16 protein-coding genes are annotated in these 19,516 nt (G+C 55.9%); 7 read left to right on the top strand and 9 right to left on the bottom strand.

Annotation, left to right across the window (positions count from 1 at the left end; genetic code table 11):
* Positions 1 to 19 precede the first annotated feature (19 nt).
* Complete coding sequence (locus tag AC6I8J_RS02535) at positions 20 to 817, bottom strand: nucleotidyltransferase domain-containing protein (RefSeq protein WP_497825052.1); 798 nt, start codon at positions 815 to 817, stop codon at positions 20 to 22.
* A gap of 4 nt (positions 818 to 821) precedes the next feature.
* The gene (locus tag AC6I8J_RS02530) at positions 822 to 2,045 is read right to left on the bottom strand and encodes an RtcB family protein (RefSeq protein WP_497825051.1); all 1,224 of its coding nucleotides are present in this window, start codon (positions 2,043 to 2,045) and stop codon (positions 822 to 824) included.
* 182 nt (positions 2,046 to 2,227) lie between these two features.
* On the opposite strand from AC6I8J_RS02530, the gene rtcR reads away from it, so the two are divergent.
* Positions 2,228 to 3,808: an RNA repair transcriptional activator RtcR gene (gene rtcR, locus AC6I8J_RS02525; RefSeq protein ID WP_497825050.1), complete on the top strand. Its 1,581-nt coding sequence runs from the start codon at positions 2,228 to 2,230 to the stop codon at positions 3,806 to 3,808.
* A 301-nt stretch (positions 3,809 to 4,109) separates the two neighbouring features.
* Here rtcR and AC6I8J_RS02520 read toward each other — a convergent pair whose 3' ends face one another.
* Positions 4,110 to 5,105, bottom strand: coding sequence for a YsnF/AvaK domain-containing protein (locus tag AC6I8J_RS02520; protein ID WP_161731922.1), 996 nt, complete (start codon positions 5,103 to 5,105; stop codon positions 4,110 to 4,112).
* A 16-nt stretch (positions 5,106 to 5,121) separates the two neighbouring features.
* Positions 5,122 to 5,523 carry a DUF2382 domain-containing protein gene (locus AC6I8J_RS02515; RefSeq protein WP_161731920.1) on the bottom strand — a complete coding sequence of 134 codons (402 nt, stop codon included), beginning with the start codon at positions 5,521 to 5,523 and terminating at the stop codon, positions 5,122 to 5,124.
* Positions 5,524 to 6,055: 532 nt separating this feature from the next.
* Here AC6I8J_RS02515 and AC6I8J_RS02510 point away from each other — a divergent pair.
* From AC6I8J_RS02510 to AC6I8J_RS02500, 3 genes are all read left to right on the top strand, one after another.
* Entirely contained in the window at positions 6,056 to 6,565 is a 510-nt protein-coding gene (locus AC6I8J_RS02510) for a YjjA family protein (protein WP_480343457.1), read from the top strand.
* Positions 6,566 to 6,695: 130 nt separating this feature from the next.
* The gene (locus tag AC6I8J_RS02505; RefSeq protein ID WP_285086559.1) at positions 6,696 to 7,331 is read left to right on the top strand and encodes a hypothetical protein; all 636 of its coding nucleotides are present in this window, start codon (positions 6,696 to 6,698) and stop codon (positions 7,329 to 7,331) included.
* 15 nt (positions 7,332 to 7,346) lie between these two features.
* The gene (locus AC6I8J_RS02500; protein ID WP_161731916.1) at positions 7,347 to 8,015 is read left to right on the top strand and encodes a MarC family NAAT transporter; all 669 of its coding nucleotides are present in this window, start codon (positions 7,347 to 7,349) and stop codon (positions 8,013 to 8,015) included.
* A 43-nt stretch (positions 8,016 to 8,058) separates the two neighbouring features.
* On the opposite strand, the gene AC6I8J_RS02495 is transcribed toward AC6I8J_RS02500, so the two are convergent.
* The 3 genes from AC6I8J_RS02495 to AC6I8J_RS02485 are packed head-to-tail and all read right to left on the bottom strand — an operon-like array spanning position 8,059 to position 11,854.
* Entirely contained in the window at positions 8,059 to 9,321 is a 1,263-nt protein-coding gene (locus AC6I8J_RS02495) for a c-type cytochrome (protein WP_285086561.1), read from the bottom strand.
* A 4-nt stretch (positions 9,322 to 9,325) separates the two neighbouring features.
* Complete coding sequence (locus AC6I8J_RS02490) at positions 9,326 to 11,095, bottom strand: GMC family oxidoreductase (protein WP_033731366.1); 1,770 nt, start codon at positions 11,093 to 11,095, stop codon at positions 9,326 to 9,328.
* 30 nt (positions 11,096 to 11,125) lie between these two features.
* Positions 11,126 to 11,854 (bottom strand): gluconate 2-dehydrogenase subunit 3 family protein, encoded by a 729-nt coding sequence (locus AC6I8J_RS02485; RefSeq protein WP_095706284.1) that lies wholly within the window; start codon positions 11,852 to 11,854, stop codon positions 11,126 to 11,128.
* A 688-nt stretch (positions 11,855 to 12,542) separates the two neighbouring features.
* On the opposite strand from AC6I8J_RS02485, the gene AC6I8J_RS02480 reads away from it, so the two are divergent.
* From AC6I8J_RS02480 to AC6I8J_RS02470, 3 genes are all read left to right on the top strand, one after another.
* Positions 12,543 to 14,120, top strand: a complete 1,578-nt coding sequence (locus tag AC6I8J_RS02480; protein ID WP_497825049.1) for an ABC transporter substrate-binding protein — start codon at positions 12,543 to 12,545, stop codon at positions 14,118 to 14,120.
* A 121-nt stretch (positions 14,121 to 14,241) separates the two neighbouring features.
* Positions 14,242 to 15,744 (top strand): helicase HerA-like C-terminal domain-containing protein, encoded by a 1,503-nt coding sequence (locus AC6I8J_RS02475; RefSeq protein ID WP_161731910.1) that lies wholly within the window; start codon positions 14,242 to 14,244, stop codon positions 15,742 to 15,744.
* 26 nt (positions 15,745 to 15,770) lie between these two features.
* On the top strand, positions 15,771 to 17,069 hold the full coding sequence (locus AC6I8J_RS02470; protein ID WP_497825048.1) for a DUF445 domain-containing protein: 1,299 nt from the start codon (positions 15,771 to 15,773) through the stop codon (positions 17,067 to 17,069).
* A 189-nt stretch (positions 17,070 to 17,258) separates the two neighbouring features.
* Here the strand turns inward: AC6I8J_RS02470 and lptG are convergent, their stop codons facing one another.
* Complete coding sequence (gene lptG, locus AC6I8J_RS02465) at positions 17,259 to 18,335, bottom strand: LPS export ABC transporter permease LptG (protein ID WP_161731906.1); 1,077 nt, start codon at positions 18,333 to 18,335, stop codon at positions 17,259 to 17,261.
* Positions 18,335 to 19,435 (bottom strand): LPS export ABC transporter permease LptF, encoded by a 1,101-nt coding sequence (lptF, locus tag AC6I8J_RS02460; protein ID WP_161731904.1) that lies wholly within the window; start codon positions 19,433 to 19,435, stop codon positions 18,335 to 18,337. Before lptF ends, lptG begins: the two co-directional genes overlap by 1 nt.
* Positions 19,436 to 19,516: the final 81 nt, after the last annotated feature.

Raw genomic sequence — 19,516 nt, 5'->3', positions numbered from 1 at the left:
ATATTCCCTTATTTGTCAGTTACGCCATGCTCAGCACGGTTCTCATCAGCAACGCATCAAGATCGCGGCAGTCGCGCCGCTCGCTATCCGGCAGCGTTTCACTGACGCGCCCTTCATCCAGGCACTGGTGGATGAAAGCATGGATGCGATCCATACGCTCACCATATTCCGCTTCGCCTGCACGCTGCTTGCGCGCCAGCAGTTGTTCGATTTCGGCCAGCAGCGCGGGATCCGTTACCGTCCCTGCCAGCAGCTCTTCAAAACGCATCGGCGGCACGCCTTTTCCGGCCTCTATCCACTGCACCGCCAGCAGCGGGCGCAACACGTAGAAGTACTTTTTTAGCCGCACGCTGTCGCCCTGCAGATATCCCCGAAAGTTCTTTTTCGCCATGGAGAGATAGTGCCAGCGCGCCCGTAATGGTGAAAACCAGTCCGGTATTCTTTCCCGTAAATCAGCAACGATAGCCGCTTCCTGCTGATAGACCACGGGCGAATCCAGCCATTCGATCAGTGTAGGGTTAGCTCGCTTTAACAGACCCAGCGCTTTTCGCCACTCCCAGCCGCAGACATCCAGCGTATCGTCGATCGGTAGCTCGATGACGTCGCGCGGCGGCTCAATACGCAGATACCACTCCGGTTTATGCACATAGAGAAAACGTACATCGTAATCGCTGTCTGGCGAGGCAAAGCCCCAGCCGCGACTGCCCGACTCGCAGGCATACAGCACTTTGACTGAATGCTCTTCTTCTATCTGGCGCAGCACGCCACGTACGTGCTCGCGCATTGCGCTATCCACTCCATGCAATCCTGTTCTCATTTTTTTATCCTTTTACGCAAACAACCTGTGACAGCGTATGCACCACTTCCACCAGCGAAGACTGGGCGGCCATTACGGCATCAATATCTTTATAAGCCATCGGGATTTCGTCGATAACCTCTTTATCTTTTCGGCACTCCACATGCGCCGTAGCACGTCGCTGATCTTCCACGGTAAACCGGGCTTTCGCCGCCGTGCGGCTCATGGTTCGCCCCGCGCCGTGACTACAGGAGCAGAAGCTCTCTTCGTTACCCAGGCCGCGCACGATAAAACTTTTCGCACCCATTGAGCCGGGAATAATACCCATCTGCCCTTTTTGCGCTGATACCGCGCCTTTGCGCGTCACCAACACCGACTCGCCAAAGTGCATTTCCCGCTCCACATAGTTGTGATGGCAGTTCACTGCTTCCAGGTGCGTACTAAAAGGCTTACTGATGACACGGGACATCGCCGCCAGCACACGCTCCATCATGGCTTCGCGATTATGGCGGGCGAAATCCTGCGCCCAGCTCACCGCTTCCACATAGTCGTTAAAATGCCTGCTGCCCTCCCTAAAATAAGCGAGGTTACGATCCGGCAGATTGGCGATATGCTGCTGCATATCTTTCTGCGCCAGCGCGATAAACAGGTTGCCGATGGCGTTCCCTACACCGCGCGACCCACTGTGCAGCATCACCCACACCTGCTGGCACTCATCCAGGCAGACTTCAATAAAGTGATTGCCCGTCCCCAGCGTTCCCAGATGCTGATAGTTGTTGGTTTTAAACAACGTCGGGTACTTTTGCGTCAGCGTCTTAAATCCTGGTGCCAGTTCAGCCCAGTGACGATCCACTTCCTGTGGTGGCGTCTGCCAGGCCCCCTTATCACGACGGGAGCGGGTATTCGTGCGGCCATGCGGGACTGCCTGTTCGATGGCGCTACGTATGCCCGACAGATTGTCCGGCAGATCGCTGGCCATCAGCGAGGTGCGCACCGCAATCATGCCGCAGCCAATATCCACGCCGACCGCCGCCGGGATAATGGCGCCTTTAGTCGGGATCACGCTGCCGATGGTGGATCCTTTGCCCAGATGCACGTCTGGCATCACCGCCAGATGGCGAAAGATAAACGGCATTTTTGCCGTGTTCAGCAGTTGATCGCGCGCTTCTGGCTCAACCGGCACGCCGTTAGTCCACATTTTTATCGGCACGCCCTTTTCCTGCTGGAGGGTCTGATAGCTATTTTTCATTTTGTTCTCCTAGTTGCTGTGGCTTAGGTATTGCGAATGCCGTGCCAAAAAGCTCACCCTGCACAATAAAATTTATCACCTTGATTATTAACGTTATTTACAATCAGGGCACCGCACAGCATTGCCACAACTCATAATGGAACTTATCTTATCGGATAAATTATTTATCTTATGGGATAAAAATGAAAGCTAACGTGGTGATAGGTGTGCTGGGTACTGTGCTGGACAGGCGTGGCAAGCGGGAAAATCGCTGGAGTAAATGGCGGCCAACCGTCGCGCTTTGCCAGCAGGAAGATCTCAGGATCGATCGGCTGGAACTGCTCTATCAGCCACGCGATATCAACATGGCACAGCGAGTGGCTGAAGATATCATTCAGGCATCCCCCGCCACTGAAGTTGTGCTGCACAGCGTTAAGCTGGCCGATCCCTGGGATTTTGAAGAGGTTTACGGCAGCTTCCTCGATTTTGTCAGCCGCTATCCTTTTAATACCGACGCCGAAGAGTACCTGGTGCATATCACTACCGGTACACACGTGGCACAAATCTGCTGGTTTTTACTGACTGAAGCCCGCTATCTGCCCGCACGTCTTTTGCAGACCTCACCAGCCAGTAAGGGATCTGAGACGCCTACTGCACTCGGCCACTACTCCATAATCGATCTCGATCTTAACCGATACGCCACACTGACCAGCCGTTTTCAGCGCGAACAGCAGCAATCTGCCTCGTTTTTAAAATCTGGCATCGAGACGCGAAACTCAACCTTTAACAGTCTCATTGAACAGATTGAACGTGTTGCACTGCGCTCCACCGCCCCGATGCTGCTGACCGGCCCAACTGGCGCGGGCAAATCTTTCCTTGCGGAGCGGATCTATCAGTTACGACTTGCCCGCCACCGGCTGACGGGGAAATTCGTGGCGGTTAACTGCGCGACCCTGCGCGGGGACAATGCGATGTCCACGCTGTTCGGCCATGTCAAAGGCGCTTTTACGGGTGCGCAGCAGGCACGCGGCGGCCTGCTGAGAGAAGCCGATGGCGGCATGCTGTTTCTGGACGAGATCGCCGAACTGGGGCTGGATGAGCAAGCGATGTTGCTGCGCGCCATTGAAGAGAAACGCTTTTTCCCTTACGGCTCTGATAAAGAAGTCAGCAGCGATTTCCAGCTGGTCGCCGGCACGCACCGGGACATGCAACAGTGGATTGCCGAAGGCCGCTTTCGCGAAGATCTGTTTGCCCGCATCAACATGTGGACGTTTCAACTGCCGGGACTGGCCGAACGCCGCGAAGATATTGAACCCAATCTGGATTTTGAGCTGGCGCGTTACACACGTGAACAGCAAACGCAGGTGCGATTTGATAAAGAAGCGAGAAGTCACTTTCTGCGTTTCGCCTGCTCGGCAGAAGCCAGCTGGCGAGGCAATTTCCGCGAACTAAGCGCTTCCGTCACACGTATGGCGACCCTGGCGGAACAGGGAAGGATTTCTCTGGAACTGGTAGAAGAAGAGATTGCCCGGCTGCGCACCAACTGGTGCTCTCCGGTTGTGCTGGCTGCCCAGCCAGATCCCCCTTTAGCGCAGTACGATCTGTTTGATGAGTGCCAGCTACAGACGGTGTTAAGCGTCTGCCGCACGGCAGATTCGCTTTCCGAAGCGGGGCGACGCCTGTTTGCCGTCTCCCGCCAGGGGAAAAAACAGCCCAACGATGCTGATCGCCTGCGTAAGTATCTGGCACGGTTTGGGCTGAGCTGGGAAGAGGTTAAAAGATAAAGCACCTGTTGGCCTTCGTAGTTGTAATACTGCACTGCACCAGATAACGCTGGCCATTAATTTCCAGGTCGCGCCAGAGCTTTGTCGCCATTTCTGGCATTGCCTCAATAATAGTTATCTCTATTTTTGAGCAGCATTACATTGCCAATCTGTTGCTTGTCGACTCCTCCCTAAACACCATCCTGTTCCCCCCACAACGCAAAAGAGCCAACCTCACGGTTGGCTCTTCCTTGCATATCACATGCTCAGCATCGGGCATCAAATCTGCCCATCAGCGCCTGTTGTTGTCAGGCAAGGCGCCTCAATGCGTATGGTCATGATGCAGCTTGTTTTCGACCTTATCCTTCACTTCGCCAGCTTTATCCTTCACTTTCTCAGTCAGGCTCTCTTTGTGGTCATGGTTGTGCGCGCCGGGTGACTGTGTCGCTGCACCCGCTGCAGCAGGTTTTACCCCTGCTGTCGTACCCGGAAGCTCGCTCTCCAGACCACCGCGTGCATGGTCGATCTCCACTTCCTGACGACGCACCGTGTCGTTAATGGTCTCGGTACGATCGCTGCCGTCGGTACGCACCACCACTTCTTCTTTCACGTGGGTCGTTTTGTTGATTACCGGCTGCTCATGCGTCTCAGCGACTTCGACGGTTTTCTCGGACCAGTCCACTTCACCGGCCAGCGCGGGTTCATTCACCGAGCGGCGGAAGATGTCAGCATGCTGCTCATGCAGCGAGATATCTTCAGAGACGGTATCGGTCACGGTATAGCGTCGTACGCGGGTGGAGCCTTCGCTCACCAGACGTTTACCCACTTCCACCTGCTCTTCGGCCAGACGCAGAATGTCAGCTTCGCTCTCATCACCGGTCAGCGAGGTGCGTAGCGGCTCAGCCGGGCGGTCGTTGGTCTCACCGGCAAACTGCTTGCCTGCGGTCGGGTTAATGCCCGGTGCGGTGGTGCCGTTCCCGACTGAGCTTTGCATACGTGACGGCACATCTACCGAGTCATGAGAATGGAGAATCGTCATGGCGCGGGCCAGCTTCTCCTCCTCAGTACGGATGGTCAGCACGACGCCGCCCTTGTCCATTGCCCGGGTGTAGACATCCGCCTCATCTTTATCGACGTCGTGCCCAAACAGACGCTGCCACAGGCTCGGATGGCGGACAGACTGCCCTTCCTGCTGCAAACGTTCTCCACTGATAAGACTGATGTCCCGATCAGAAAAGCCTGCTTTCACGAGATTTCTTTTCGCGGCCTCTGCCTGAATTGCAGAATCGAACAGTGTTACGATTTTTTCCTGTGCCATGATAGGTTCCTCTCTGTTAGCTGATTTGATCGTCATCTCTCTCAACGTTCACCTGCTGCTCACGTCGGGTCACCACCTCCTGAAAAGGAACATTCTCCTGCACTTTTCGGATGTGGATTTCCTCTTTAAGCACCAGCTTTCTGACGATTTGGATTTCTTCCTCTACTACCGGGACAATCAGTACACCGTTCTCTTCCCTGATTTCGGGCATCGTTTCAACGGGCTGCGCTTTCGCTACATGCTCAACCTCAACCTTCTCCTGGGTAAGCAGTGTACTGATGACCTCGTCATGTTCAGTTGTGGAACGGGTAACGCGGACATGTCCATCCACAATCTTTTGCTTCGTCAGGGCTATTTGCTCTTCAGCGAGTTTAAGCGTGACCTCTGCATTATTATTGTGCTCTGGCTGTCCAGCCATAATATCACTCCCGTTAAATTAAATATCGACCACAACTGCCTGACACAGTGATTAAGCATGAACACTCTCGCTGATTTCGCAAGCCGGGATAATAAAAATCCCCACCAACTTAATTTAATTACGGCACAGAAATCTGCATCAAAAAACAGCAAGCCGGCTTAAATCACCGCTACGCTAAAAATAAAAATAACTTAAAATACATGATACTATGTAAAAACAATTCCTCAGGTAAATATTACCAGACCAGACGCAAGAGCTTAGAAAATACGCTATAAGCAAAGCGGTAACTTTAATTTAAACCAGGACAATTCCTGATAAACACCGTGAGAATATTAAAGAATGTTTCAGCAGAAGCGCTAATTAACGCACCAGGGAAAGTCATCTCACGAAATAATAACACCCGTGCTCATCCGGATATTTTATTGCCTCTATTACAGAAGATTCCCAAAGCGTTATTTATGAAGAAAGTTCAGGAACTTTCTGGTCGTCAGACTCTCTTAGCAAAACTGAATAAGCAGATACTGAGGTTAAGATGAAACAGGCACAACGCAGTGCATGGATGTTGGGCATGGCGGCACTTCTGGTGGCAGGCAGTGCATCAGCGGCAAGCTGGCAGGATCAGCTGAGCAGTGCAGCATCGCAGCTCAGCCAGCAGAATAACGGCGCCACCACCAGCACCACGCAGCAGAATGGCGGCATGTCGCTCTCTTCTATTACCAGCATGCTGGGCGGCGGCGACAAAGCGGTCAGCGCCAATAGCATGACCAATGCGGCCGGTGTGATGCAGTATTGCGTCGAACACAACGTGGTGAAAAACAATGTGCAGTCGGTGAAAGATCAGGTGCTGAGCAAGCTCGGTCTGAATACCACTACCGCGCAGGAACAGAAAACCGACTACACCCAGGGCGTGGCAGGACTGCTGAACACCGGGAACGGCCAGCAGCTCAATCTGCAAAGCCTGAGCAACTCACCAATGGGTGAGAAGCTGAAAACCAAAGCCTGTGACGTGGTCCTGAAGCAGGGCAAAAACTTTATCTCCTGATCCCGCTCCTCTTCTCTCCCCTCTCTGCTCTGAGGGGAGCGTTAAACCCCGCTTTGCTGTGATGCCTGACATTCCCTTAACCTGGGGTTGAGCGCTATAGTGTTGTTTTGGTTTCTACAGGACAGCACGCATGAAAGGCATCAACATCGCACTTTACTTCGACCCCGATCAGATTCAGGCCTGCGTTCATGAACAGGACGGCAGCTATCTCAGCAAAAAATTCGAGTATGACGATGGCGTGATTGAAGAGATCTACCAGTGGCTGGAGCAGTACGAACCTAATCGCACCCACATCTGCCTGATTGAAAACGAAACCGCCGAGCTGCTGGCCGATGAGCTGGTCGACAGCGGATTCCGCGTCCATCAGGTCACCATGCATCAGCTGCTGAGCTGGTTCGCCGCTGAACCGCCATCCACGCCAGACGGCACGCCGATGCGCGCCATGCTGCGCTTCCTGGAAGATGAACATCCGCGTGAATATGAGTCGCGCACGCCGCAGACCGAAGCGCTGATGGAGATGTTCGACGAGCTGGATGCGCTGGAGATGGTCGATGACGGCGATGACGAAGACGCGCTGCCAGGCGATCTGCTGCGCGCCATGAAGAAGCACAACATCACCGCCAGCGCCGCGGCCCAGCGTCTGCTACCGGACGTCAACGAACGTATCCGCGAGCATCTGATGCAGTACCCCGAACTGATGACGCCGGAAATCCTGCAGGACTTCTTCCCGGAGCTGTTAGAGGCGCTGGAGCGCCCGAAACACTAATCAGGGAGATCGGCTATGCTGGAACTGATTAAAGCGGTCAGCCTGGGGCTGGTGGTGATCCTGCCGCTCGCCAATCCGCTCACCACCGTGGCGCTGTTTTTAGGGCTGGCGGGTGACATGAATTTCGAGGAGCGCAACCGCCAGGCGCGCCAGGCTTCCATCTATGTCTTCGCCATCATGATGGTGGCATGGTACGCGGGCAGTGCGGTGCTGAATACCTTCGGTATCTCTATACCGGGTCTGCGCATGGCGGGCGGTCTGATTGTCGCCTTTATCGGCTTCCGGATGCTGTTCCCGGCTAAACCTGCCGGGCATTCAGTTGAAGCTAAGCAGAAACTGGATGAGCTGGATGGGGCTAAAGAGCCGGTGAATATCGCCTTTGTGCCGCTGGCGATGCCAAGTACGGCCGGGCCGGGAACCATTGCGATGATCATCTCTTCTGCCTCAACGGTGAGAAGTGGCGTCGATTTTCCCGCCTGGGTAATCAGCGTGGCACCGGTGCTGACCTTCCTGCTGGTGAGCCTGATTCTGTGGATCTCGCTGCGCAGTTCGGGTGCCATCATGAAGCTGGTGGGTAAAAGCGGTATTGAGGCGATATCGCGCCTGATGGGATTTTTACTGGTCTGTATGGGCGTGCAGTTCATCATTAACGGCGTGCTGGAAGTGGTACGCACCTTCCATTAATGCGGGTTTTCCCCTCCCCGGACAGGCAGAGGGGAAAGCGCGATTACTTCAGCGTTTTACGCACTTCAGCAACCTGATCTTTGCTCACCGCAGGCGCGGTGTTGCTCCAGCCCTGACGAACAAAGGTCGCCAGCTGCGCGACTTCATCATCATTCAGCCGCTGGGCAAAGCCTGGCATCGCCAGTTTAGACGGCGCTTTGGCGGTCGAAGGCTGCTGCGCACCGGCCAGAATGGTGTGGATCAAGCCGGTTGGATCCTTAGCATTCACGATGGTTGCGCCATCCAGCTCCGGGAAGATCCCGGGTGCGCCTTTGCCGGTCACGAAGTGACAGGCCCCGCAGTTATCCAGATAGAGACGCTCGCCTTCGCTGAGGTTCTTCGCGGCGGTGAGTTTCGCTTCCGTTGCCTGCTGCGCCTGCACGCTGAACGCCTGCAATGGCGGATTGCCGCCCAGGAACTTCAGGTAGGCCGCAATGGCTTTGAGATCGGCATCGGTCATGTGTGAGCTGCTGTGCTCGACCACCGAGGTCATCTCGCCGCCTACTGCCGCTTTATCGTTACGGCCGGTCTGCAGGTAATCCACCACTTCCTGCTCGCTCCAGTGCGGCAGGCCACGCAGTGACGGCACATCCCAGTTGTTCAGGCTGCCGCCTGCCAGGAATTTATCATCACCGCTATCCAGCGCTTTCTCGTTCATGCCCAGACCGCGCGGCGTATGGCAGCTGCCGCAGTGACCCAGACTCTCCACGATATAGGCACCGCGGTTAACCTCGGCTGACGCACCACCAATCGGCTGGAACGGCTTATCGGACGTGAACGCCCAGTTCCAGAACCGCATGCCCCAGCGCTGGCTGAACGGGAAGCTCAGATCGGTTTCCGGTGGCTGTTCCGCACTCGGCTGCACGCCTTTCATAAAGTAAACGTAGAGCGCGTGCATATCGGCATCGCTGATTTTGGCGTAGTCAGGATACGGCATGGCCGGATAGAGATGCGAGCCATCCGGTAATACGCCCTTGCGCACCGCGTCAGAGAACTGCTGCTCGCTGTAGTTACCGATGCCATGCTGCTTATCCGGCGTAATGTTGGTGGAGAAGATGGTGCCGAGGTTCGACTCAATCGCCAGTCCACCCGAATAGGCCGGTTTGCCGGGCAGCGAGTGGCACGCCATACAGTCGCCCAGGCGGGAGAGATACTCGCCCTGCTTAATCAGTTGCGCTTCATCTTCGGCGTGAACCGGCAGCGCAAATCCGCTGGCCAGCAGCACCGCGTTGGCAAAAATAAAAGACTTCAGTTTCAGCTTATTCATGCGCTTATGCCTGTACCAGTGGGCCGGGATTTTTCAGGTAGTGATCTTTGATCGCCTGCGCCGCCATCAGGGTAATCGCACCGATGGTATCGGTCGGGTTCGCCTGGAAGTTCTGCGGGAAGGCGTTGCCGCCGGGCACAAAGACGTTATGCACATCCCAGCTCTGCAGATACTTGTTCAGCGCCGAGGTTTTCGGGTTATCGCCCATCACCGCGCCGCCCACGTTGTGCGTAGAGACATATTTGGTGATATCGAAATCCGCGCCCATCGGCAGGAAGCTCATGCTCATACTGTCCGGGTTCAGCTCTTTGGCGATGTTGCCGACGATGCCTTTCAGATGCTGCTGCAGCTTCAGCTCATTCTCTTTCCAGTTAAACGTCATGCGCAGCAGTGGCAGGCCACGGTGATCGTTGTAGTTCGGATCGAGATCCAGATAGATGTCGCGGTAAGACTGGCAGGTGGTGGTGATGCTGATCTTCATCGAATGACCGTACCACTCTTCCAGACCTTCCTTGTAGCCCATGCCCCAGGTCGGGGTGCCTTTTGGCAGCGCGGTGCTGATTGGCGTGCCGGTCGCCTGTGAGCTGTGGATCTTCGCACCGCCCAGGAAGCCAAGTGAAGGGCCGTCGAAGTTGCCTGGCGAGATATCGTTAAACATCTGGCCGGTCGCGCCCGCCGTCGCATACGGATTGAAGTTTTTATCTTTGAAGAACAGCGTTGCGCCGCCGTTCGACAGGAACGCGTAGTTACGGCCTACCACGCCCTCTTCGGTAATCGGGTTGTAAGGTTTGCCGATGCCGGAAAGCAGCATCAGACGCACGTTGTAGAGCTGGAAGCTGCTCAGCACCACGATTTTTGCGGGCTGGAAGCACTCGTTGCCCTGCGCATCGATGTAGATCACGCCTTTGGCGGTTTTCTTATCATCGTTCAGCACGACCTTGATCACTTCCGCATTCACTTCATAGGAGAAGTTCGGCATACGCTTCAGCGAATCCATCACCGCCGTCTGCGGCGACGCTTTGGAGTAGTTCAGGCACGGATACTTGCTGCAGTAGCCACAGTAGTTACACGGGGCGATCTGGTTGCCGTACGGGTTTTTCCACGCACGCGACACACAGGCTGACGGATTCGGGAACGGGTGGTAACCGAGTTTCGTCGCCACCTCTTTGAACATCACGTTGTTCAGCGTGTCATCCAGCGCGGGCAGTGGGTAAGGTTCAGAGCGCGGGCCTTCAAACGGATCGCCGCCTTCCAGAATTTTGCCGCGCAGGTTGCCGGTGTTGCCCGACTGGCCGCAAATCAGTTCGAATTTATAGTAATAGGGCTCGATCTCTTCCCAACTGAACGGGAAGTCCATCACCCGCATATCATCCTGCAGAATGCCGGGCTTGTAAGCCTCGTCAACGTAGGTTTTAAGTTTGATATCGGTCGGCGTCGGACGGATCAGTACCGCCGTCCAGTGCAGACCGGAACCGCCCACACCGGTGCCCGGTGCAAACGCGCCCCATTTACGGGTTGGTAATGCCGTCTGGCTGCTGTTGTAGCGCACGGTGACCGCCACTTCGGCGGGTGTCGCAAACACTTTGTTGCGCACCGCATAGGCGTATTCATCCGCCGGTTTCGGGTAGGCGAACTCGTCGTAATCGCGATCGCCGCCGCGCTCCAGGGCGCGCACGTCCAGACCTGCCAGTGCCAGCTCGATGCTCATCAGCGAGCCTGCCCAGCCGAGGCCGCAGACCACGACGTCGACTTCTTTTTTAGTAACCTGTGCCATGATAATCCTGTTTACCTGATGTGGAAGCGCTTATGCGCGTTCACCTTTAATGCTGACCGGGCCGAGCGGATAAGGAACGTTGTGCTGTTTCACCCATTCGGTGAAGCTGGCACGCGCGCCGGGGAAGCCGATAGCGATCCAGGCTTTCATGCCTTTATTACCGCCGTACATCGGGTCGGCCAGGTAGCCATGCTTGGTATCGGAAAGCAGCTGGCTGAAGAAATGGGAAGGCTTAAGATCGGCTTCGCCCAGCGCGGCAAAGTCGATCTCGTTTTTGTTGACCTGGGTCAGCACCGCATCTTTCTCTTCCAGCGTCAGCGCATGAAACGCTTTCTGGTGCGTGTTCTGCGACCACTGATTGATCAGCCGGATACCGGTCTGATACATCTGCTGGGGACGGAACGGGATCTGATAACCCATCGTAGCGGGTGCTTTCGTGTTGAACGGCCCCTGCATATAGATTTCGCTGCCAAACGCTTCGCTGTGCAGCTGCTGATCGATAAAGATCGGCACGTTAGTTTCCAGCGCGCCCGGTGCTTTGCCTTTGCCGCCCGCCGGAATCAGGCGGTCGGTGGCGGCCAGAATAAACTGCCACTCATCGGCACTAAAAAAGATCGGTTTGTAATCGGCTAACTCCGGTGCGGCCATCTCTGCAGCCTGTGCCGCAGTCATGCCTTTCAGGACCAGTTCACTTAATGGCAACGCCAGCAGTGAACCGAGCAAAAATTTACGCCTGGTGGTGGGTTTTTCTAAAAGCATATCCGCACGACTCTCATCTGCTAAATACCCGCTTACTGTGTTATGACGCTGAAAGGCCGGGTGCAGGCAGGAAACTCCCCGCAGAGATGAACGCACACAGCACAGACAACGGCAGAACAGAGAAGGCAGGTAGAATTATGGTTCGGTGACTAACGGAACATATCGGTTAATAACCTGGCAATATTAGGGATATAGATATGTCTGAATGTAAAAATTGAATTTAAAATGTGTCGTAGTGAAAGTTTATCATGGTGTTGCGGAAGGGTTGCGGATAGGTAAAAGATTTACAGCGAGGAAATTGCGTCTAAAACCGCATAAACATCGGGTATTTAGCCGTTTTAACGCAGGAGCGACGGATATTATTTTCGCCCTGTCATCATCACGCAGAATAACCGATAAAAAAATATCATACTTCCATACAAGAGAATCATTCTCATCGTTAACACTATAGTGACTTTGATGGTCATACAATCAGACAGTGCGCAAAGTGTGATCGCCTGAGTAAATCCTGCTTTATTCCGCCTGTTGTTAAATGACGCTGAAATAATTACTGACGGACATGACCTTAATTTGTCCTCTTGCCTGAATAACTAAGCATGTAATTGTGCAAAGCTCATAACAAACCGGCATTTTGAGATTATCCGGCGCCCGATAGAGTAGAGCGATCAACGACTCAGGATAACCCTCAATGCGCAAAACGCTACTCTCACTCTCTTTATTGACTGCACTGACACTGGTTCACCCGGCATACGCCGCGACGCCAGCGGACACGCTGGTAGTCGCCGTGCCACTCGATGGCATCATCAGTTTCGATCCGGCGGAAAGTTTTGAAACCGTCAGTAACAGCAGCCTGCGCAATATCTACCAGACGCTACTGGAACCGAATCATCAGAACCCACAGCAGCTCTCGCCACTCGCCGCCACTCGCTGGCAGGCCGGAAAAATGCCGCACAGCCTGGTATTTGACCTCAACCCGCAGGCCCGTTTCGCCAGCGGTCATCCGCTGACCGCGCAGGATGTGGTCTTCTCATTAACCCGCGCGGTAAAACTCAACAAAGCCCCCTCTTTTATCCTGGGTGAGTTTGGCTGGACGCCGGAAAATATCGATCAACAGTTCACGGTGATCAACGACCACCAGCTTGAACTGCGCTGGCCCGCTGAGATCGGCAGCGATCTGGCGCTGCGCCTGCTGACCGCGCCGGTCGCCTCCATCGTTGACAGTAAACTGGCCCGGGAACACGTCAGCAATAACGATTACGGCAATGCCTGGCTGAAAACGCACTCGGCTGGCAGCGCCGCCTATGCCATCAAACAGTTTGTCCCGCTGCAGGCGCTGGTGCTGGAAGCTAACTCTTACAGCACGCAGAAGCCGCATCTGAAGCGGGTATTGCTCAAGGGCGTAGCCGATGCCGGCAGCCGCCGACTGCTGCTCCAGCAGGGTGACGTGGATGTCGCCTATCAGCTTGGTCCGGACCAGATTGCCGCGCTGAAAACACAGGCTAATGTGCGGGTTGACGCCTTCCCGTCCAGCCTGGTTTATTACGTTGGCTTTAATACTCAGAGCGCGCAGCAACCGGCGCTGGGCAATCCGGCCCTGTGGCAGGCGGCACGCTGGCTGGTTGACTATGACAGCCTGGCGAACCAGCTGCTGAAAGGTCAGTATCGCATCCATCAGAGCTTCCTGCCGGATGGCTTCGATGGTGCACTGAACACCACGCCGTTCCATTACGATCTGAAAAAGGCGCAGGAAATCCTGCAGAAAGGCGGCATCAAACCGGGCACCCACATCGCGCTGACGGTGGTGAACCAGCCGCCTTATATAGACGTGGCGCAGGCGCTGCAGGCGAGCTTTGCCAAAGCGGATGTGCAGCTTGATATCCAGCCGGTGGCGGAATCGGAGCTGTGGAGCAAAATGCGCAGCCGCGACTTCCAGGCCATCTTCACTTACTGGGGCGCGGACTACATCGACCCTAACACCAATGCCAGCACCTTTGCTTCTAACGTGCCAGGTGGCGGCAAAACCCTGGCATGGCGTGTCGGCTGGACCATTCCGGCGCTGAGTACACAGACCCGCGCCGCCGCCGGAGAGAGCGATGCGGCTAAACGCCGTAGCCTCTATACCGGGCTGCAAACCCGCATCCAGCAGGATTCGCCGTTTATCGTACTCTTACAGGGCGCGACCCAGGTGGCGGTGCGCAGCAACCTCAGTCACCTGCAGCAGGGCATCGGCGTCAGCCTGCTCAATTTCGAAGAGGTGCAGAAGTAATCCCGCGTTTCAGGCCGCTGCTCTGCGGGCAGCGGCCGCGTTTTTGACGAATTGTTCTCCTCCTGTCTATGCTCCGCTTGCTATCCTTCAGGCATAATCCTTTGACTGAGAGTGGAAAACCATGACTTCCCCGCTACTGATTGCCCGTACGCCAGACGTCGAACTTCATCTGTTGCCGCAAATGGCCAACCGCCACGGCCTCATTACCGGTGCGACCGGCACCGGGAAAACCGTTACGTTGCAGAAGCTGGCCGAATCGTTCTCCGCCAGCGGCGTACCGGTCTTTATGGCTGACGTCAAAGGCGATTTAACCGGCGTGGCGATGGCGGGCCAGTCCAGCGAAAAGCTGCAGGAGAGGCTGGCGAAAATCGGCGTCACCGACTGGCAGCCGCAGAGCAATCCGGTGGTGCTGTGGGATATTTTTGGCGAGAAAGGCCATCCGGTACGCGCCACCGTTTCCGATCTCGGTCCATTACTGCTGGCGCGGCTGCTGAATCTGAATGAAGTCCAGAGCGGCGTGCTGCAGATTATTTTCCGCATCGCCGATGACCAGGGCCTGCTGCTGCTGGACTTCAAAGATCTGCGCGCCATGACCCAGTACATTGGTGACAACGCCAAAAACTTCCAGACCCACTACGGCAATATCAACAGCGCCTCGGTCGGCGCGATTCAGCGCGGATTGCTGACGCTGGAGCAACAGGGGGCGGAACACTTCTTTGGTGAGCCGATGCTGGATATCGCTGACTGGATGCGCGTCGACAGCAACGGCAAAGGCGTCATCAACATCCTCTCTGCTGAGAAGCTCTACCAGATGCCGAAACTCTACGCCACCAGCCTGCTGTGGCTGCTGTCGGAGCTTTATGAACATCTGCCGGAAGCGGGCGATCTCGATCAGCCAAAGCTGGTGTTCTTCTTTGATGAGGCGCACCTGCTGTTTACCGATGCACCGCCGGTGCTGCTGGAGAAAATAGAACAGGTCATGCGGCTGATCCGCTCCAAAGGGGTCGGCGTCTGGTTCGTCACCCAGAACCCGGCGGATATTCCCGATCGGGTGCTGGGCCAGCTCGGCAACCGCGTTCAGCACGCCCTGCGCGCTTTCACGCCCAAAGATCAGAAAGCGGTGAAAACGGCCGCCGATACGCTGCGCGCCAACCCGGCGTTTGACAGCGTGGAAGCGATTCAGGCGCTGGGCACTGGCGAAGCGCTGATCTCCTTTCTGGATGCCAAAGGCAGTCCGTCGGTGGTGGAGCGCGCCATGGTCATTGCGCCAGGCTCGCGCATGGGTCCGGTCACCGGCGATGAGCGTAACGGCCTGATCAACCATTCGCCGCTCTATGGCAAATATGACACCGAAATCGATCGCGAATCGGCGTTTGAAAAGCTGCAAAAAGGCTTCCAGGCCGCCAGCGATGAGGCGAGTGCCCCCCCGGCCAAAGGCGACGCTGTGGCTGTCGACAATGGGATTCTCGGTGGTCTGAAAGAGATCCTGTTTGGTCACACCGGCCCGCGCGGCGGCAAACACGACGGCGTGGTGCAGACCATGGCGAAAAGCGCTACCCGCCAGATCACCAATCAGATCATCCGTGGGGTGCTGGGCAGCCTGCTGGGTGGCCGTCGCCGATGAACCCCGCTCTCTGCTAAGATCAGGTTATGGATAAACACTACGAACTGAACCGGATGAAACGCCTGGCGCTGCTGCTGCTGCTGCTCGCCGTCGCCACCTTTGTTGTCACCCTTTTCCTGCCGCCTGGCTTCTGGGTCAGCGGCGTCAAAGCGATTGCGGAGGCCGCGATGGTCGGCGCACTGGCGGACTGGTTTGCCGTGGTGGCGCTGTTCCGGCGCGTGCCGGTGCCTTTTATCTCGCGCCATACCGCCATCATTCCGCGCAACAAAGATCGTATTGGTGAAAACCTCGGGCGCTTTGTGCAGGAAAAGTTTCTTGATACCGACTCCCTGCTGAACCTGATTCGCCGTCACGATCCTTCAAACCTGCTGGCACAGTGGCTGAATGCACCGGGCAATGCCGACCGCGTTGGCCGCCATCTGCTGCAGGTGATGCGCGGCTTCCTGGATCTCACCGATGACGCGCGGATTCAGACCTTTATGCGCCGCGCGGTGCATCGTGCCATCGACAAGGTCGATCTCAGCCAGACCAGCGCCATGGTGCTGGAAAGCCTGACCAAAAATAACCGCCATCAGGCATTGCTGGACGCGGCCATCGACCAGTTGCTGAAGTTATTGCATAAGCCCAGTACCCGCGAGTTTATCGCCATGCAGCTGGTACGCTGGCTCAAACGCGAACATCCGATCAAAGCCAAAATGTTGCCGACCGAATGGCTGGGCGAACACAGCGCCGAGCTGGTGGCAAACGCGGTCGATTCCCTGCTGGATGATGTGGCGCTGGATCAGGGCCATGAGCTGCGCCTCGGCTTCAACCGGGCGGTTGATAAACTGATCGTTAAACTGCAGACCGACCCGGAAATGGCGGAGCGCGCCGAAGAGATTAAGGGCTGGCTGAAAGAGGATGCCTCGTTTAACCGCTACATCGGCGAGCTGTGGAATGATATGCGCAACTGGCTCAAAGCGGATCTCAGCAGTGAGGATTCGCGGGTGCAGGAGAAAGTGCGCGGTGCGGCCCTGTGGCTTGGCGAAACCCTGGCCGCCGACCCGGCGCTGCGTGACTCCATGAACCAGCATCTGGAACAGGCTGCACGCAGTGTTGCACCAGAGTTTGCTGGCTTCCTGACGCGTCACATCAGCGATACTGTGAAAAGCTGGGATGCGCGCGACATGTCGCAGCAGATTGAACTCAATATCGGCAAGGACCTGCAGTTTATCCGCATCAACGGCACGCTGGTAGGCGGCACCATCGGGCTGATTCTCTATCTGCTGTCGCAGCTGCCCGCTGCCCTGCCCGCACTGTCAGGCTGGATAAATAGCGTGGCGTAACGCCGTTTCAGGCCACTGCAGTCACTCCTCCGGCTGGCAGACATAAAGCGATGGGCGTATACGCCTGTCGTAAAGCATTGCGGGTCATGGATAGCGTCTTTGTGGAAAGCGTATAATCCCTGAGCCTGCACTGTTAGCCAATAAAAAAGGCCGCTTGCGCGGCCTTTTCTTTTACTGCATTCATTGCGCTTAGCGCCGCTTAATCAGCATAAACAGACTGATCGCGAAGAACGCAAAGCTCGGCAGAATCGCCCCCAGAATCGGCGGTAAGCCATAAACCAGACTCAGTGGACCGAAAATCTGGTCCAGCACGTAGAACAGGAAGCCAAAGCTGATACCGGTCACCACACGCACACCCATCGACACGCTACGCAGCGGACCGAAGATAAACGACAGCGCCATCAGCATCATCACCGCCACCGACAGCGGCTGGAAAATCTTGCTCCACATATTCAGCTGATAACGTCCCGCTTCCTGGCCGCTCTGCTTCAGATATTTACTGTAGCTATGCAGACCGCGAATCGACAACGCGTCCGGATCCAGCGCTACCACGCCCAGCTTGTCCGGCGTCAGATTGGTTTTCCATTCGCCACTCAGACTCTGTGAACCGGTAATCTGCTTCGGATCGGTCAGGTTTGACTCATCGACCTGAGACAGCATCCAGCGCTTCTTAGCCGCATCCCAGATCGCCGTCGCCGCGTAACGCACGCTCTGCAGACGACGCTGATCGTTAAAGTTATAGATGCTCACACCATCAATTTCATTGTCGCCTTTGATGCGCTCAATATAGATGAAGTTATTGCCATCTTTCGCCCACAGACCATTCTGCGTCGAGACCAGTGCGCCGCCATAAAGCTGCTGCGCCCGGTAATTACGCGCCATCTGCTCGCCCGATGGCGCAACAAACTCACCAATCGCCATGGTCAGCAGCACCAGCGGAATTGCCGTTTTCATCACGGACAGCGCCACCTGCATGCGGGTAAAGCCCGCCGCCTGCATCACCACCAGCTCACTGCGCTGCGCCAGCGCGCCCAGTCCCAGCAGCGCACCCAGCAGGGCCGCCATCGGGAAGAAAATCTCAATATCTTTCGGCACGCTCAGCAGGGTGTAGTAACCGGCGCTCAGCGCGTTGTAGCTGCCCTGACCGGTCTTGCGCAGCTGATCGACGAACTTGATGATGCCGGAAAGCGACACCAGCATGAACAGCGTCAGCATGATGGTATTGAAGATAGTTTTACCGATATAGCGGTCAAGTACGCGAAACATCAGACCGACCCTCCGCGGGTAAAGCGGGCGCGAATCCGACGCATCGGCACCGTATCCCACAGGTTAAGGAGCACCGCCAGCAACAGATAGCTGATATTCACCACCCACATCCAGAGCGCCGGATCAAGCCGCCCTTTCGCCCCGCTCGACTTCAGCGAGCTCTGCAACAGGAAGAAGATCAGATAGAGCAGCATGGCGGGCAGCATCGACAGCACGCGACCCTGACGCGGGTTCACCACGCTGAGCGGCACTACCATCAGCGCCATCACCAGCACCGCGAACACCAGCGTCAGACGCCAGTGCAGCTCGGCCTGAAAATCCGGTGTCTTATTCGCGAACAGGTCGGTCATGCTGGCCTGCTCTGCATCGTTAGGATCGAGCGTTGCCGCTTTATATCCCACGGTGGCCTGATAGTTGGTGAAGTCGGTGATACGGAAATCACGCAGCAGTGCGGTGCCCTCAAAGCGGGTGCCTTTGTCCAGCGTTACCACCTGCGAGCCATCTTTGTGCTGCTCCATGTGACCGCTGTCAGCCAGCACCACCGAAGGACGCGCGTTGCCTTTTGGCCGTAACTGCGCCAGGAACACGTTACCAAAGTTGTTGCCCTTCACATCCTCGACAAACAGCACGGCGCTGCCGTCGCTGGAGGTCTGGAACTGCCCGGCAGCCATCGCTGCCGCACCTGGGTTTGCTTTGGCGTTCTGCGTCACCTCGTCCTGATAACGGGATGACCACGGCCCCAGCCAGATGACGTTCACCGCAGCCACTATCGAGGTAAACAGCATCAGTACCATCGCCGCTTTCACCAGGACGGCCTTACTCAGGCCGCAGGCGTGCATCACGGTAATTTCACTTTCCGTGTAGAGACGCCCCAGCGTCATCAGGATCGCCAGAAACAGACTTAAGGGCAGTATAAGTTGTGCCATTTGAGGCACACCGAGTCCTAACAAGGTCAGAACGAGGTTTGTCGGCACTTCGCCATCCACCGCGGCTCCCAGGATCCTGACTAACTTCTGGCAAAAGAAGATGAGTAGCAGGATAAACAGGATAGCCAGCTGGCTTTTGAGCGTTTCCCGAACCAGATATCTAATGATGATCACGCTTAGTACGCCTGTGAAAACTTGTCTTTTTGCAGGAAAATCGCTAGTTTCAACGCTTATCAGCCATTTTTCTTCATCAAT

The sequence above is a fragment of the Pantoea sp. X-Soil-ISGK-355 genome, from assembly GCF_059730805.1.
This window is presented reverse-complemented; position numbering and strand designations above follow the sequence as displayed.

Coding starts and splice junctions, on each gene's coding strand:
- AC6I8J_RS02500 (WP_161731916.1), top strand. CDS start 7,347: ATGCTGGAACTGATTAAAGCGGTCAGCCTGGGGCTGGTGGTGATCCTG.
- AC6I8J_RS02515 (WP_161731920.1), bottom strand. CDS start 5,523: ATGGCTGGACAGCCAGAGCACAATAATAATGCAGAGGTCACGCTTAAA.
- AC6I8J_RS02485 (WP_095706284.1), bottom strand. CDS start 11,854: ATGCTTTTAGAAAAACCCACCACCAGGCGTAAATTTTTGCTCGGTTCA.
- AC6I8J_RS02510 (WP_480343457.1), top strand. CDS start 6,056: ATGAAACAGGCACAACGCAGTGCATGGATGTTGGGCATGGCGGCACTT.
- rtcR (WP_497825050.1), top strand. CDS start 2,228: ATGAAAGCTAACGTGGTGATAGGTGTGCTGGGTACTGTGCTGGACAGG.
- AC6I8J_RS02520 (WP_161731922.1), bottom strand. CDS start 5,105: ATGGCACAGGAAAAAATCGTAACACTGTTCGATTCTGCAATTCAGGCA.
- AC6I8J_RS02490 (WP_033731366.1), bottom strand. CDS start 11,095: ATGGCACAGGTTACTAAAAAAGAAGTCGACGTCGTGGTCTGCGGCCTC.
- AC6I8J_RS02535 (WP_497825052.1), bottom strand. CDS start 817: ATGAGAACAGGATTGCATGGAGTGGATAGCGCAATGCGCGAGCACGTA.
- AC6I8J_RS02495 (WP_285086561.1), bottom strand. CDS start 9,321: ATGAATAAGCTGAAACTGAAGTCTTTTATTTTTGCCAACGCGGTGCTG.
- AC6I8J_RS02505 (WP_285086559.1), top strand. CDS start 6,696: ATGAAAGGCATCAACATCGCACTTTACTTCGACCCCGATCAGATTCAG.
- AC6I8J_RS02470 (WP_497825048.1), top strand. CDS start 15,771: ATGGATAAACACTACGAACTGAACCGGATGAAACGCCTGGCGCTGCTG.
- lptG (WP_161731906.1), bottom strand. CDS start 18,335: ATGTTTCGCGTACTTGACCGCTATATCGGTAAAACTATCTTCAATACC.
- AC6I8J_RS02475 (WP_161731910.1), top strand. CDS start 14,242: ATGACTTCCCCGCTACTGATTGCCCGTACGCCAGACGTCGAACTTCAT.
- AC6I8J_RS02530 (WP_497825051.1), bottom strand. CDS start 2,045: ATGAAAAATAGCTATCAGACCCTCCAGCAGGAAAAGGGCGTGCCGATA.
- AC6I8J_RS02480 (WP_497825049.1), top strand. CDS start 12,543: ATGCGCAAAACGCTACTCTCACTCTCTTTATTGACTGCACTGACACTG.